Origin of the sequence: Cupriavidus lacunae, from assembly GCF_003353055.1 — a bacterium.
GTDB lineage: Bacteria > Pseudomonadota > Gammaproteobacteria > Burkholderiales > Burkholderiaceae > Cupriavidus > Cupriavidus lacunae.
In genome coordinates this window covers 103856-117490 of record NZ_QKWJ01000008.1, presented here as the reverse complement: position 1 = coordinate 117490, position 13635 = coordinate 103856, and the positions used below count along the sequence as shown (strand labels likewise).

At 67.7% G+C, this 13635-nt stretch carries 12 protein-coding genes; 8 read left to right on the top strand and 4 right to left on the bottom strand.

Annotated features, from left to right (window positions below; genetic code table 11):
- Positions 1–66 precede the first annotated feature (66 nt).
- Complete coding sequence (locus DN412_RS09750) at positions 67–1011, bottom strand: YncE family protein (protein WP_115014372.1); 945 nt, start codon at positions 1009–1011, stop codon at positions 67–69.
- A 257-nt stretch (positions 1012–1268) separates the two neighbouring features.
- Here DN412_RS09750 and DN412_RS09745 point away from each other — a divergent pair, with 257 nt between their 5' ends.
- The 3 genes from DN412_RS09745 to DN412_RS09735 all read left to right on the top strand — a co-directional run bounded on the left by DN412_RS09745 (position 1269) and on the right by DN412_RS09735 (position 4529).
- Positions 1269–2582 carry a hemolysin family protein gene (locus DN412_RS09745; RefSeq protein ID WP_078200005.1) on the top strand — a complete coding sequence of 438 codons (1314 nt, stop codon included), beginning with the start codon at positions 1269–1271 and terminating at the stop codon, positions 2580–2582.
- Positions 2583–2919: 337 nt separating this feature from the next.
- Entirely contained in the window at positions 2920–4236 is a 1317-nt protein-coding gene (locus tag DN412_RS09740) for a GGDEF domain-containing protein (RefSeq protein WP_115014370.1), read from the top strand.
- Positions 4237–4397: 161 nt separating this feature from the next.
- The gene (locus DN412_RS09735) at positions 4398–4529 is read left to right on the top strand and encodes an entericidin A/B family lipoprotein (RefSeq protein WP_010814145.1); all 132 of its coding nucleotides are present in this window, start codon (positions 4398–4400) and stop codon (positions 4527–4529) included.
- A 90-nt stretch (positions 4530–4619) separates the two neighbouring features.
- Here DN412_RS09735 and DN412_RS09730 read toward each other — a convergent pair whose 3' ends face one another.
- From DN412_RS09730 to DN412_RS09720, 3 genes are read right to left on the bottom strand one after another with little or no spacing between them, the layout of a single operon-like run.
- Complete coding sequence (locus DN412_RS09730) at positions 4620–5264, bottom strand: bifunctional 4-hydroxy-2-oxoglutarate aldolase/2-dehydro-3-deoxy-phosphogluconate aldolase (RefSeq protein WP_013952849.1); 645 nt, start codon at positions 5262–5264, stop codon at positions 4620–4622.
- Between the two features lie 53 nt (positions 5265–5317).
- Complete coding sequence (locus DN412_RS09725; RefSeq protein ID WP_115014368.1) at positions 5318–6253, bottom strand: sugar kinase; 936 nt, start codon at positions 6251–6253, stop codon at positions 5318–5320.
- A 13-nt stretch (positions 6254–6266) separates the two neighbouring features.
- The gene (locus tag DN412_RS09720; protein ID WP_115014495.1) at positions 6267–7535 is read right to left on the bottom strand and encodes an amino acid deaminase; all 1269 of its coding nucleotides are present in this window, start codon (positions 7533–7535) and stop codon (positions 6267–6269) included.
- Between the two features lie 227 nt (positions 7536–7762).
- Between DN412_RS09720 and DN412_RS09715 the strand changes: the two genes are divergently transcribed.
- From DN412_RS09715 to DN412_RS09695, 5 genes are all read left to right on the top strand, one after another.
- The gene (locus DN412_RS09715; protein ID WP_115014366.1) at positions 7763–8668 is read left to right on the top strand and encodes a MurR/RpiR family transcriptional regulator; all 906 of its coding nucleotides are present in this window, start codon (positions 7763–7765) and stop codon (positions 8666–8668) included.
- A 2-nt stretch (positions 8669–8670) separates the two neighbouring features.
- The gene (locus tag DN412_RS09710) at positions 8671–10143 is read left to right on the top strand and encodes an N-acyl-D-amino-acid deacylase family protein (protein ID WP_115014363.1); all 1473 of its coding nucleotides are present in this window, start codon (positions 8671–8673) and stop codon (positions 10141–10143) included.
- 53 nt (positions 10144–10196) lie between these two features.
- Positions 10197–10589, top strand: a complete 393-nt coding sequence (locus DN412_RS09705) for a RidA family protein (RefSeq protein WP_115014361.1) — start codon at positions 10197–10199, stop codon at positions 10587–10589.
- A gap of 111 nt (positions 10590–10700) precedes the next feature.
- Complete coding sequence (locus DN412_RS09700; RefSeq protein ID WP_115014358.1) at positions 10701–12062, top strand: GntP family permease; 1362 nt, start codon at positions 10701–10703, stop codon at positions 12060–12062.
- Positions 12063–12210: 148 nt separating this feature from the next.
- Entirely contained in the window at positions 12211–13383 is a 1173-nt protein-coding gene (locus tag DN412_RS09695) for an ABC transporter substrate-binding protein (RefSeq protein ID WP_115014356.1), read from the top strand.
- The last annotated feature ends 252 nt before the right edge of the window (positions 13384–13635 follow it).

Below are 13635 nucleotides of genomic sequence, written 5' to 3'. Positions count from 1 at the left end.
TTTCTGTTTATCAGCCGCCGGCGTCTGCGCTGCCTTCGCGGCCTGGTCGGTTGAAACGCCCGCCTGCTACCGCGGCGGCAAAGCCAGGATGGCAAGGCCGTCCGGCTCCTTGCCGGTGGCGAAGGCATGGCGCAGGGTCAGGCCAGGCAGGTCAAGCTGACCGACGGTGTGGTCGTTGAGCGCGACATAGGCGCGGCTCGGGTCTGCCGGATGGAATGCGAGCGCGATCGGCTTAGCGCCGGTATCGACCCGGCCGGTCTCGGCGAGCGTGTCGGGGTCGAAAATGCGGATGCTGCGCTCGCCGTAGTTGAGCACGAACAGGCGGTCGTCCGGCGACCAGTAGATGCGGGTGGGGTCCTCGCCGGTCGGCACTGTGCGCACCGCTTCCATCGTGCGCGCGTCCAGCCGGGTGAGACTGTGATCGTCGCGGCTGGCTACGTAGAGCGCCGATTCGTCTCGACTCAGGCAGCAGCCTTCGGGGCGCCTGCCGGCGTTGGCCGCGCGCGGTGCGCGGGTGGCATCGTAGGGGTGCACCAGTGTCACCGTATGCGACAGCAGGTTGGTCACGTAGGCACGCTCGCCATCGGCCGACAACACGAACAGATGGCTCTTCACCCCGCCCGCCGGCACGGCGCGGTCCGGCACCAGGCGCTCCAGCGGCGCCTCAAACACCAGCAGCATGTTGTCGCGCTCGCTCAGCGCATAGACGCGCCCTTGCCGGTCGATCTGCAGGCCATGGATGCGGTAATAGGGCGAGCAATCCAGCCGTGCCCCGACCGTGCCGCGCATCAGGTCGACGGCGATCACCGCGGCGCCACCGTCGCCTGCATGTGCGAAGGTCTGCACACCATAGTGGCCAACGTAGCCGTGCAGGCGCTCGCGGTCCACCACGAACTCATGAGGATAGTCCGGCAACTGCACGCTGAAGCGGCGCTCACCGCCTGCCAGTTCGTAGGCGCTGAAGCTATGGCCGAATTTCTCCACCAGCACGGCTGTCCATTGGTTGTCCATTCTGTCTCCTTGTGATTCGCTCGCCTGTGGAATCCAGGCTTTTCGTAAGGGGGCAGCGGGTACTGCCACGGACAGAAGTTTGGCGCAGCCAACGATAACTAACTATTGAATATTTGGCATCGAGCTATCTCCACAGGTTATCGCTGCGCGACCGGAGCGGCCGCCGGCATCGCCAGCCTGCCCGGCACCGGGTCGTCATGCGCGAATGGTATGCTTGGTCTTTTCGAACACCCGGCGCGCAAAGGGCGCGCACCCTGATGGAAATTGCCATATTACTGGCGCTGATCCTGCTGAATGGCCTGTTTGCGATGTCCGAGATCGCACTGGTCACAGCCCGCAAGGCACGCCTGCAACGCCAGATCGAGAACGGCGACCGCGGCGCCATTGCGGCGATCAAGCTGGGCGAGGATCCAACCCGCTTCCTGTCCACCGTGCAGATCGGCATCACGTCGATCGGTGTGCTCAACGGCGTGGTCGGCGAATCCACGCTGGCGCAGCCGCTGGGCCTCTGGCTGCAGGGCTTCGGCATCTCGGCCACCACCGCCGGCTATGGGGCAACCGCCATCGTGGTGGCAGGCCTGACCTACTTTTCCATCGTGCTGGGTGAACTGGTGCCCAAGCGCCTGGGCCAGATGGCGCCTGAGGCCATCGCGCGGCTGGTGGCACGGCCGATCGGCTGGCTGGCCGTGGCCTCCACCCCCTTCGTCAAGCTGCTGTCCAGCTCCACGCGGCTGGTGCTGCGGATGCTCGGCACCAAGGTCGACCGCGGGCCCGGCGTGACCGAGGAAGAAATCCACGCACTGCTGGTCGAGGGCTCTGAAGCCGGCGTGATCGAGCAGCATGAGCACACCATGGTGCGCAACGTGTTCCGGCTGGACGACCGGCAACTGGCATCGCTGATGGTGCCGCGCGGAGACGTCGTCTACCTGGACGTGGAAGAGACGCTGGATGAAAACCTGCACCGCATCGAGGAGTCCGACCACTCGCGCTTTCCGGTGGTGCGCGGCGGCATGCACGACATCATCGGCGTGGTCAGCGCGCGCCAGCTGCTGGCGCGCCGCCTGCGCGGCGAGGAAGCCGACCTGAAGGGCGCGGCACAGCCAGCGGTGTTCGTGCCGGAGAGCGTGACGGGCATGGAGCTGCTGGAGAACTTCCGGGGCTCGGGCGGCCAGATGGCCTTTGTCATCGACGAGTATGGCGAAGTGCTGGGCCTGGTCACGCTGCAAGACCTGATCGAAGCCATCACCGGCGAATTCAAGGCCGACGCCGCCGGCGAGGAATGGGCGGTGCAGCGCGACGACGGCTCATGGCTGCTGGACGGCCTGATCCCGATCCCGGAACTGAAGGACCGCATCGGCCTGCGTCAGGTGCCCGAGGAAGAAAAGGAGCGCTACCACACCCTGTCCGGCATGCTGCTCCTGCTGCTGGGCCGCCTGCCCCAGATTGCCGACAGCGTGCAATGGGGCGACTGGCGCTTCGAGATCGTCGACATGGACGGCAAGCGCATCGACAAGGTGCTGGCCCAGCGCCTGCCGCCGCAGGAAGGCCCCGAGGAAGAAACCACCGGCTGATGACCGAAGCCGGCCCTGCCGGCGACTTCGGTTCAGGTTGACTGCCGCTGCCGGATTCCGGCGGTGGCGTCAATCGCGGATCACGCCCAACTGCTGCCGCATTGACCCACATCAAACGCAGGTTGCGAACCAGTCACCTTGGCGCAATTTGCGATATCTCACCCTTCCCCTTGGCTTATGATCAGGCTTCGCAGCCCGCATACGGCTGTGGCCGCATGGTGTTGCCATGCTGGCGAACCCTACGGCACCGCGCCCGCGGACTGCCGAAGGACCATAACTAGTACGGGGAGACGCGGGCGTAGCAAGGGCCATAGTCTGGCTGTCCGCAAGACCATCCATGCATCCTGATGCCGACGACATCGCCGCGCCCCCTGCCTGGGGCGCGAGCGGCGCGATGCAGCCGTCCGCCCTGGTGTCCGCGCTGACGGCACGCCGCGCCCGCGCCGGGCAGCCGGCGGCCATCCTTGCCATCCGCCTGGACCGCTTTGCCAGTGCCTGCGAAACCCTCGGGCCCCGGCGCGCGGCCAGGCTGCATGCCATCGTCCAGGCCCGCATTGCCTGCCTGCTGCCGCCGGGCGCCATCATGCACTGGATGGCGGCAGCGGACCTGGCGGTCATCACCGCGCTGCCCGACGGCGTGCCCGACCCTGGCCCGGCAGCCAGCCGCCTGGCCGACGACCTGTCGCGGCCGTTTGCGCTGGATGGCTTCGAACTGTTTATTTCCTGCAGCATCGGCGTGGCCACGGACGATCCGGACATCCCGGCCGAGCGCAGCCTGCAGCAGGCCTTCGACGCCATGCTGCGGGTCAACCGCCAGGGCGGCGATGGCCTCGCGCGCGCCGACAAGCCCGTCGCCCCGCCCGCCGCCCCGTTGCTGGCGGCGCTGCCCGACGCGCTGGAACGCGGCGAACTGAGCCTGCAGCTGCAGCCGCGCGCCGACTTTGCCGGCGCCGCGGTCAGCGGCTACACCGTGCGGCTGCGCTGGCAACACCCGGTTCTCGGCCGCGTGGCGCCGCAGGATTTCCTGCCCGCGGTGGAGTCGCTGGGACTGGTCGGCCGGATCGGCAACTGGCTGCTGGAAAGCGTGCTGCCGCTGGTGCGTGCCGCCGAGGCGATCGCCCCGTTTCAGTTCACGCTGCTGGCCTCGAGCGCACAGCTGCACCGCCCGCAGATGGTGGAAGCCCTGGCCCAGGCACTCGATGCGGGCGGCATTGCGCCGCAGCGGCTGTGTATCGAGTTGCCGGCCAGCACGGTGCCGACCGACGCCGACATCATCGCCCGCTTTGCCGCGCTGCGCCGGCGCGGCCTGCAACTGGCGCTGGGCGATTTCGACGACAGCCCCGCCTGCCGCCAGGCGCTGGCGGCGCTGCACCCGGACAGCGTCACACTGGACGCGCGGGGACTGGGCCATGCGCGCCAGGCCGGCGACCGTGCCGAAAGCCTGCGCGAGGCCTGCCGGCTGGCCCGGCGCGCGCGGGTGTCGGTCTGCGCCAAGGGCATCGAGACCCGCCAGCAGCTGGAAGCGGTGCGCGGCTGGGGCTGCCAGAGCGTCCAGGGCTACCTGCTGGCGCAGCCGTTCCCTGCCGTATGGCTGCTGCAGACCCATGCGGCGATCCAGCAGCGCGCCCGGGAACTGCTGGCGCCACCCGCCTGACCGTTTCGGCGATGCGCCGGGGTCGGACCGTTGCCCCGGTTGCACGATTTACAAATTGGCACATACCAGATTTCAACGCCGCTCACAGCGGCGGTAAAATCTGCGCAAATCCCTAAATCGACGAATCTCTCGATTCTCAAACATCTCAAAAGGAGCCCGGCGTGAAGAAAGGTTGGATCTGGTGCGTTTTGTTTGCCACCCTGTTGGCTGGCTGCAACACGATGGCGGGGCTCGGCCAGGACATTCAGCGCGGTGGCCAGAAGCTCGAAAGCTCGGCGGACCGTCACAAGTAAGCCGCCAGCCCAGTCCGACGCGGCCCGGTCCGCGTCGATATGAAAACGGCACGCCGCAGGGCGTGCCGTTTCTCTTTGTGCCGGCGGTGCTCAGCCCTTGTTACGCAGCGCCCTGGCCTGCTCGGCCAGCGTGCGGATGCGGCCCCAGTCGCCACTGGCGACGGCATCCTTGGGCACCACCCACGAACCGCCCACGCACACCACGTTGGGCAGCGCCAGGTAGGTCGGGGCCAGTGCCGCGTCGATGCCGCCGGTCGGGCAGAAGCGCAGTTGCGGCAGCGGCCCGCCCAGCGACTTCAGCATCGGCACCCCGCCCGCGGCCTGCGCCGGGAAGAACTTGAGGAAGGTGAAGCCGGCTTCGAGCGCCGCCATGGCCTCGCTGGCAGTGGCCACGCCCGGCAGCAGCGAGATACCCGCGCCCTGTGCGCCCTCGGCCAGCGCCGGGGTCAGGCCGGGCGAAACCGCAAACTGCGCGCCCGCATCGCGTACGGCATGCAACTGCTCGACGTTCAGTACCGTGCCGGCACCGACGCAGGCCTGGGGCAGCGCGGCTGCCACCGCCCTGATTGCTTCCAGCGCCACCGGGGTGCGCAGCGTGATCTCGAGCAGCGGCAAGCCGCCGGTAACCAGCGCCTCGCTGACGTGCAAGGCCTCGTCGACCGAGTGGAATTCCAGCACCGGGATCACCGGCACATCGGCAAGGCGTTGAAGCAGCGGGGAAGTCTGGTTTTGCATGGCTGTCTCGGAGTGGATGGGTTTGAGGAAAACAGGGATTCAACGCGACCGGGTCACGCGATGACCGACACCGACTGCGCCAGCCGGGCCAGCACGGTCTGTGCATCGGGGATCGGCGCCACGGCGCCATAGCCGGTGGTCGACAGGGCCGCGGCCACATTGGCATAGCGCGCCGCCTCGAACGGATCGGCGCCCGCGGCCAGGCGCGCGACAAAGCTGCCGCCGAAGCAGTCGCCCGCACCGGTGGCATCCACCGGCTTGACCGGGTACGGCGGCACCAGCGCGCGCGATTCCGGCGTGGCCACGTAGGAGCCCTCCTCGCCCAGCTTCAGCGCAACCAGGCTGATGCCGCATTCGAGCAGGTAGTCGGCGATGGCGTCGCGGTCGTCCAGGCCGGTCAGCACGGTGATGTCGTCCCAGCTCGGCAGGCACACGTCGGTCATCCTGAAGGCCTCGCGCATGATGCCGCGCGCGCGCGCCAGCGACCACAGGCGCAGCCGCAGGTTGGTGTCCAGCGTGACCTTGGTGCCGGCCTTGCGCGCATGCTCCATCGCGTCCAGGCCGGCATCGCAGGCGTTGGTGCTGATGGCCAGGCTGATGCCCGACAGGTGCAGGTAGCGCGCCGCCGCGATCGCGCCCAGCGGCAGCAGCTCATGCTGGTAGCGGCTGGCGGCGGAACCTTCGCGCAGGTAGTCGAAGCGGTGGCCGTGGTTGTCGTGCGAGACAAAGTAGACGCCGGTGGGCGCGCCCGCGTCGATGTGCACGTGGCGGGTATCGACCCGCTCCTGCGTCCACAGCGCGCGCAGCCGTTCGCCGAAGGTGTCGGCCCCTACCGCGCAGATATAGCCGGTGCTGGCACCCTGGCGCGCGGCGGCAATGCAGAAGTTGGAAGTGTCGCCGCCAAAGCCCTGCAGGTAGCGCGACGGATCGTCGGGCTGCTGGTTGAACTCCACCAGCGGCTCGCCATAGGCCAGGATATCGATGCTCATAAGGCCGCCTGCCTCAGAAGAAGGTTTGGACGATGTCAATCACGCGCATGTCGCGGTCCAGCACCGGGATATGGCGCCACTTGTCGAAGGTCAGGCACGGGTGCGAGATATCGAAGGCGATCATGTCGCCGACCTGCACGTCGTCGCCCGGCTTGACCTGCAGATAGGCGTGCTGGTCCATCATGCCGGTGACCTCCCAGTGCGCGGGCACGTCGACCGGCGCCTCGGTGCCGGGGCGGTACAGGCGCGCCGGGATCGGCATGCCGGCGTCGAAGGCCGCATCGCGCTTGCCCATGCCGATGATGACGCGGTCCGGCTCGGGGATCGACTGCACATAAGCCCACAGCTGCAGTGCCGGCAGCAGGCCCTCGCGCATCTTCTGCGCGACTGGGTTGCTGGCCAGGATGCGCTGCTGCGCGGCGCGGTAGATGCCCACGTCGTGCGTCAGGTAGCAGCCCGGGCGCAGCACGATGTCGATCGGCGCGCCAATCTCGGTGCGCGCGAATTCCTCGGCCACCACGTCATACCAGGCCGAGCCCGCGCCCGACATCACCACCGGGCTGCGGCCGAAGCGGCCTTCCTGTGCCAGTTGCCGCGTCACGGCCACCGTGCGCTGCAGGAATTTGCGGATTTCGGCCTCTTCCTTGAGCACGCCCTCGTAGATTTCCACGCCGGCCAGCGACAGCGCATCCGGCCAGCGCGCCAGCGCCTCCAGCACGGCCTGCTGCTGCGCGTCGTCGCGCACGCCGGTGCGCCCACCCTCCACGCCCAGCTCCAGCAGCACCTGCAGCTTCTGCCCGCGTTCCTGGAAGAACTTGCCGAGCTGGTCGACCAGCGCGGCCGAGTCCACCAGCGAGAAGAATTCGAAATCCGGATCGCGCAGCAGGTCCGCGATGATTTCCATATTGCGGCGGCCCACCAGCTGGTTAGCCATCAGCACGCGCTTGACGCCGTGTGCATGCGCGGCGGCGGTCTGGTGCGCCGTGGCCAGGGTGATGCCCCACGCGCCGGCGCCGAGCTGGCGCGCAAACAGCTTGGGCGCCATGGTGGTCTTGCCATGCGGCGCAAGCTGCACGCCGTATTCGTTCATGAAGCGGCGCATCCATTCCAGGTTGTGCGCAAGCCGGTCTTCATAGAGCACCGCGGCCGGCAGGCTCAGTTCTTCCCGCAACAGGTTCCAGCCGGTCTGGCCGGCCGCATCCGGGGCGATGGGGGCTTCCATCCGGCCCAGCGCCTTGTTGAGCGGATCGATCACGCCGGCCTGATACTTTATTTCACGCATGCTTGTCATCATCCTGAAAAAATCTGATTGACGTAATGATAGCCCTGAAAATAAGATATTTCATCCTTGTTATAAAGTAACACGCAGAGGCCCGGAAGGGCTAGCCGGGACGACGCGACGGCCTTACTCCACGGGGCGCCAGTCACTGTTATAGCCCCTGCCCGCGGCCACTGCAGCTTCCGTCACATTTCGATCCGATCCGCCTTTCTGACCCGACCTGCCCACCCATGAACGCGCCCTTCGACATCCTGACCCGCATCGCCGAGCGCGGCCCCGCGCTGCGCCTGGCCGAGCAGAAGGTGGCGCAGGTGGTGCTGGAAGACCTGGCCGGCGCGGCCGCCGCCAGCATCAATGAGCTGGCGCGCAAGGCCGGCGTCAGCGAGGCCAGCGTGACGCGCTTTGCCAAGGCCATCGGCTGCCGCGACGTGCGCGACCTGAAGCTGCGCCTGGCCCAGGCCACTGCGGTGGGCGCGCGCTTCCTGCAGCCCGGCGCGGTCCCGGCCGGTGAAGCCGCCCCGGCCACGCTGGCCGACAGCATCCACGCGGACATTCTGACCGCGCTGGAAGTCAACCGCAGCCTGATGGACACGCAGCGCATTGAAGAAGCCGCGCGCCTGTTGCTTGGCGCACGCATGGTCTACGCTTTTGGCATGGGCGGCGGCTCGTCGTTCATGGCCGACGAGGCGCGCCATCGCCTGGCGCGCCTGGGCCAGCCGGTGGCGAGCTACCAGGACGCCCTGCTGCAGAAGATGGTGGCGGCCACGCTGGGCCGCGACGACGTGGTGCTGGCCTTCTCGGCCAGCGGCCGCGTGCCGGAGATGCTGGCCAGCTGCGATATCGCGCGCGAGTACGGTGCCCGCCTGGTGGCCGTGACCGCGCTGGGCTCGCCGCTGGCAGCGCGTGCCGACGTGCTGCTGCCGGTGCGCACGCTGGAGACGGATTTCATTTTCAAGCCGTCGGCATCGCGCTACGCCATGCTGATGGTGCTGGACGTGCTGGCCACGCAATGCGCGCTGTTGCAGCCGGACCAGAGCAAGGAGCGCCTGCGCCGGCTCAAGTACGTGCTGGACACCCACCGCGGCGAAAGCGGCACCGCCAAGGGCCCCGACAGCCGCCAGCCGCTGGGAGACTGACCATGCCACACCTGTTCGATACCCTGATCCGCTGCGTCACGCTGATCGACGGCTCCGGTGCCGCCGCGCGCCTGGCCGACGTGGCGCTGCGCGACGGCCGCATTGCCCGCATCGACGAGCCCGGCGCGATCGACCCCGATGCCGCCGCGCATGTGGTTGAAGGCGACGGCCTGGTGCTCGCGCCCGGCTTTATCGACGTGCATACGCACGACGACACCAACGTAGTGCGCCAGCCCGAGATGACGCCCAAGCTGTCGCAGGGCGTGACCACGGTGGTAGTCGGCAACTGCGGCATCAGCGCCGCACCGGTGACGCTGGCGGGCGAGCCGCCCGACCCGATGAACCTGCTCGGCAATGCCGACGCCTTCCGCTACCCGGACTTCAAGAGCTATGTCGATGCGGTGGCAGCCGCGCAGCCCGCGGTCAATGTCGCCGCGCTGGTCGGCCATACCGCGCTGCGCAGCAACCATATGGATCGCTTCGACCGCGCCGCCACGCCGGAAGAAATCGCGGCGATGCGCGCGCAGCTGGAAGAAGCGCTGCAGCACGGCGCGCTGGGCCTGTCCACGGGCCTGGCCTACGCCAATGCCTTCAGCGCACCGACCGACGAAGTGCTGGCACTGGCCGAACCGCTGGCCAGGGCCGGCGCGCTCTACGCCACCCACCTGCGCAGCGAGTTTGCCGAGATCCTCGACGCCATGGACGAGGCCTTCCGCATCGGCCGCCACGCGCGCGTGCCGGTGGTGATCTCGCACCTGAAATGCGCGGGCGTGGCCAACTGGGGCCGCAGCACCGAGGTGCTGGACGCGCTCGACGGCGCGCAGCGCTGGCAGCCGGTGGGCTGCGACTGCTACCCCTACACCGCCAGTTCGTCCACGCTGGACCTGAAGCAGGTCACCAGCGACTTCGACATCATGGTGACCTGGTCCGAAGGCGCGCCCGAGATGGGCGGCCGCCTGCTGGCCGATATCGCCGCCGAATGGCAGGTCGACCTGCACGAGGCCGCGCGCCGGCTGATGCCCGCGGGCGCTGTCTACCACTGCATGGAAGACGCCGACGTCGACCGCATCCTGAGCCATCCGGCCACGGTGGTCGGCTCGGACGGCCTGCCCAACGACCCGCTGCCGCATCCGCGCCTGTGGGGCGCGTTCCCGCGCGTGCTGGGCCACTACGCCCGCGACCGCGAGCTGTTCCCGCTGACGGTGGCCGTCAACAAGATGACCGGCATGTCCGCCGAGCGCTTCGGGCTGCACGAGCGTGGCTTCGTGCGCGAAGGCTACTGGGCCGACCTGGTGCTGTTCAACGCCGCCACCATCCGCGACGCGGCCAGCTTTACCGATCCCATGCAACCGGCCGAGGGCATTGCCGCGGTCTGGGTCAATGGCGAGCTGTCATGGCAGCAGCGCCAGACCACCGGCGTGCGCGCCGGCCGTTTCCTGCCGCGTGGTTCGCGGCCCGAGTTCGGCGCAGCCTGACCGGCGCGCCGCCCTCACTTCATTCCCATACCCAACATATCCCAGGAGTACCCATGGACATCAAACGATTCGGCGTCGAAGGCGGCACCGGTACCGGCGGCCAGCACATGCCCTTTGCCCGCGCGGTCGCGGCCGACGGCTGGCTCTATGTCTCCGGCCAGGTGCCGATGGTCAACGGCGAGGTCATCGACGGCGGCATCGTGCCCCAGACCCACCAGGCCATCAAGAACGTGCTGGCCATCCTGGCCGAGGCCGGCTACGGCCCCGAGCACGTGGTGCGCTGCGGCGTGTGGCTGGACGACACGCGCGACTTTGCCTCGTTCAACAAGATCTTCAAGGAATACTTCGGCGCCAACCCGCCCGCGCGCGCCTGCGTGCAGTCGAGCATGGTGGTGGACTGCAAGGTCGAAGTGGACTGCATCGCCTACAAGAAGCCGGTGGCCTGAGCCTGCTGCCAGCGGATTGCCTGCCCCCCTCTCCCAACCGCGGGAGAGGGGGAAAACTAAAAACTAACCCCTGCCGCCACAAGCGGCCTTTTTTCCACAGAAGGAGACAATATGGGTGCCGTCACCGGAACCACGCTCTTGGTGTATGCGCTGATCGCAGTGATCGCACTGGTAGTGCTGATCGCGCGCTTCAAGCTCAACCCCTTCATCACCCTGGTGGTCGTCTCGGTCCTGCTCGGCTTTGCCGTGGGCATGCCGATGGGCGACATCATCAAGTCGTTCGAAGCCGGCGTCGGCGGCACCCTCGGCCATATCGCGCTGGTGATCGGCCTGGGCACCATGCTCGGCAAGATGATGGCCGAATCCGGCGGTGCCGAGCGCATCGCGCGCACGCTGATCGATTTCTTCGGCGAGAAGAACGTGCATTGGGCGATGGTCACCATCGCCTTTATCGTCGGCCTGCCGGTGTTCTTCGAAGTGGGCTTCGTGCTGCTGGTGCCGATCGCCTTCAACGTGGCCAAGCGTACCGGCACGTCGATGGTGCTGGTCGGCATCCCGATGGTGGCCGGCCTGTCGGTGGTGCACGGCCTGATCCCGCCGCACCCGGCCGCGCTGCTGGCGGTGACCGCCTATGGCGCCGATATCGGCAAGACCATCATGTACGCGCTGATCGTGGGCGTCCCGACCGCGGCCATTGCCGGCCCGCTGTTCGCCAAGCTGATGGACCGCTATGTGAAGCTGCCTGACGTCAACCCGCTGGCCGTGCAGTTCACGGAAGAAGACGAAGGCGTCAAGGAATCGCACCAGCTGCCGGGCTTTGGCATCACGGTGTTCACCATCCTGCTGCCCGTGATCCTGATGCTGATCGGCAGCTGGGCCGACCTCATCACCACGCCGAAGACCTTTGCCAACGACTTTCTCAAGCTGATCGGCAACTCGGTGATGGCGCTGCTGATCGCCGCGCTGGTGAGCTTCTACACCTTTGGCAAGGCGCGCGGCTTTAACCGCGAAATGATCCTCAAGTTCACCAACGAGTGCGTGGCACCCACGGCCATCATCACGCTGGTGGTTGGCGCGGGCGGCGGCTTCGGGCGCATCCTGCGCGACTCGGGCGTCTCCAACGCCATCGTGGACGTAGCCACCAACGCGCATGTCTCGGTGCTGCTGCTGGGCTGGCTGGTCGCGGTGATGATCCGCATCGCCACCGGCTCCGCCACCGTGGCCATGACCACCGCCGCCGGCATCGTCGCGCCGATCGCCGCCAGCGTGCCGGGCACGCGTCCGGAACTGCTGGTGCTGACCACCGGCGCCGGCTCGCTGATCCTGTCGCACGTGAACGACGGCGGCTTCTGGCTGGTCAAGGAGTACTTCAACATGACCGTGACCCAGACCTTCAAGACCTGGTCGGTCTGCGAAACCATCATCTCGGTGGTGGCACTGCTGCTGACGCTGGGCCTGGCCACGCTGGTCTGAGCGCTCCCGCCCGCGCCCCCGCCCCGGGGGCGCGCCGGGCGGCCCCGGCATCCCGGTATCAGCCGGGATTGCCTTGCCTGCACCGCCCCCCTACACTGCCTTCTCGATGCGGCCGCCAGCGCCGCGCGCCAACCGAGGAGACCCGCCCATGACCATCGCCCCGCTGCTGCGCGCCATCGCGGCCTGCAGCCTGCTTGCCCTGCTGCCTGCCGCCCAGGGCGCCGAACCGGTCAGGATCGGCCTGATCGCGCCCTTCTCGGGCAGCTTTGCCGACTACGGCAAGCAGATGGAAGGCGGCGTCAAGGCCTGGCAGAAGCTGCACGGCGACACCGTGGCCGGGCGCAAGGTGGAGATCATCATGAAGGACACCACCGGCCCGGCGCCGGACGTGGCCAAGCGCCTGGCGCAGGAACTGGTGGTGCGCGACAAGGTGGACATGCTGGCGGGCTTCGGCCTCACGCCCGAGGCCCTGGCGGTGGCGCCCATCGCCGAGCAGGCGAAAAAGCCGATGGTGATCTTCAACGCCGCCTCGTCGATCATCACCACCAAGTCGAACTACATCGCACGCGTGTCGATGACACTGCCGCAGATCTCCGCGCCGATGGCCACCTGGGCGGTCAGGAACAATGTGCGCAAGGTGGTCACGCTGGTGGCCGACTACGCCCCCGGCATCGATGCTGAAACCGCCTTCAAGACCAACTTCATCGGCGGTGGCGGACAGGTGATCGAATCGATCCGGGTGCCGCTGCGCAACCCGGAATTCGCCCCCTTCATCCAGCGCATCAAGGACGCCAAACCCGAGGCAGTTTTCCTGTTCCTGCCAGCCGGCGAACAGGGCGTGGCCTTCATGAAAGGCTTCCGCGAACGCGGCCTGGCCCAGGCCGGCATCCGCGTGATCGCCACCGGCGACCTGACCGACGACCACGTGCTGCCGGCGATGGGCGATGCCACGCTGGGCGTGATCACCTCGTTCCACTACTCGATGGCGCACGACTCGCCCGAGAACAAGGCGTTTTTAAAGGCGTTTGCCGAAGCCAATCCCGGCGCCGGCCGTCCCAACTTCATGGCCGTGGCCGCCTTCGACGGCATGGGTGCGATCTATGAGGCCCTGAAGAAGACCGGCGGCGCCACCGACGGCGACAAGATCATCGGCGCGCTCAAGGGCATGAAGATCAAGAGCCCGCGCGGGCCCATCACCATTGATCCGGCGACGCGGGACGTGGTGCAGACGGTCTATATCCGCAAGGTCGAGAAGGTCAACGGTGAGTTGTACAACGTTGAGTTCGACAAGTTTGCGGAGGTGAAGGATTCCGGAAAATAAGCCTTGCCGCAGGAGGCCCGGGGCTGAAGCGCCGCAGCATCCGGCCGGCTGTGCCCGCGGCATCGGAAACCGCTGTTCGTATTCGTCGAACACCCGGTCGTTCTCGCGGATCTTCGAGCCACGCTTGCTTGGGTCGCCGTCCAGACCGGTGGCGGATTTGAACTGCTGGAAAGTCGTGCGGATTCTCATGTCCACCCCGTAAGCGCGTCGCTTGCCGTGCGGAATTGCCGCCGGCCAGCTCCTGGAAAATGA

What these genes read in the sequence shown, in the direction of transcription:
- DN412_RS09750 (WP_115014372.1), bottom strand. Translation starts at nt 1,011, where the DNA reads ATGGACAACCAATGGACAGCCGTGCTGGTGGAGAAATTCGGCCATAGC.
- DN412_RS09745 (WP_078200005.1), top strand. Translation starts at nt 1,269, where the DNA reads ATGGAAATTGCCATATTACTGGCGCTGATCCTGCTGAATGGCCTGTTT.
- DN412_RS09740 (WP_115014370.1), top strand. Translation starts at nt 2,920, where the DNA reads ATGCATCCTGATGCCGACGACATCGCCGCGCCCCCTGCCTGGGGCGCG.
- DN412_RS09730 (WP_013952849.1), bottom strand. Translation starts at nt 5,264, where the DNA reads ATGCAAAACCAGACTTCCCCGCTGCTTCAACGCCTTGCCGATGTGCCG.
- DN412_RS09725 (WP_115014368.1), bottom strand. Translation starts at nt 6,253, where the DNA reads ATGAGCATCGATATCCTGGCCTATGGCGAGCCGCTGGTGGAGTTCAAC.
- DN412_RS09720 (WP_115014495.1), bottom strand. Translation starts at nt 7,535, where the DNA reads ATGCGTGAAATAAAGTATCAGGCCGGCGTGATCGATCCGCTCAACAAG.
- DN412_RS09715 (WP_115014366.1), top strand. Translation starts at nt 7,763, where the DNA reads ATGAACGCGCCCTTCGACATCCTGACCCGCATCGCCGAGCGCGGCCCC.
- DN412_RS09710 (WP_115014363.1), top strand. Translation starts at nt 8,671, where the DNA reads ATGCCACACCTGTTCGATACCCTGATCCGCTGCGTCACGCTGATCGAC.
- DN412_RS09705 (WP_115014361.1), top strand. Translation starts at nt 10,197, where the DNA reads ATGGACATCAAACGATTCGGCGTCGAAGGCGGCACCGGTACCGGCGGC.
- DN412_RS09700 (WP_115014358.1), top strand. Translation starts at nt 10,701, where the DNA reads ATGGGTGCCGTCACCGGAACCACGCTCTTGGTGTATGCGCTGATCGCA.
- DN412_RS09695 (WP_115014356.1), top strand. Translation starts at nt 12,211, where the DNA reads ATGACCATCGCCCCGCTGCTGCGCGCCATCGCGGCCTGCAGCCTGCTT.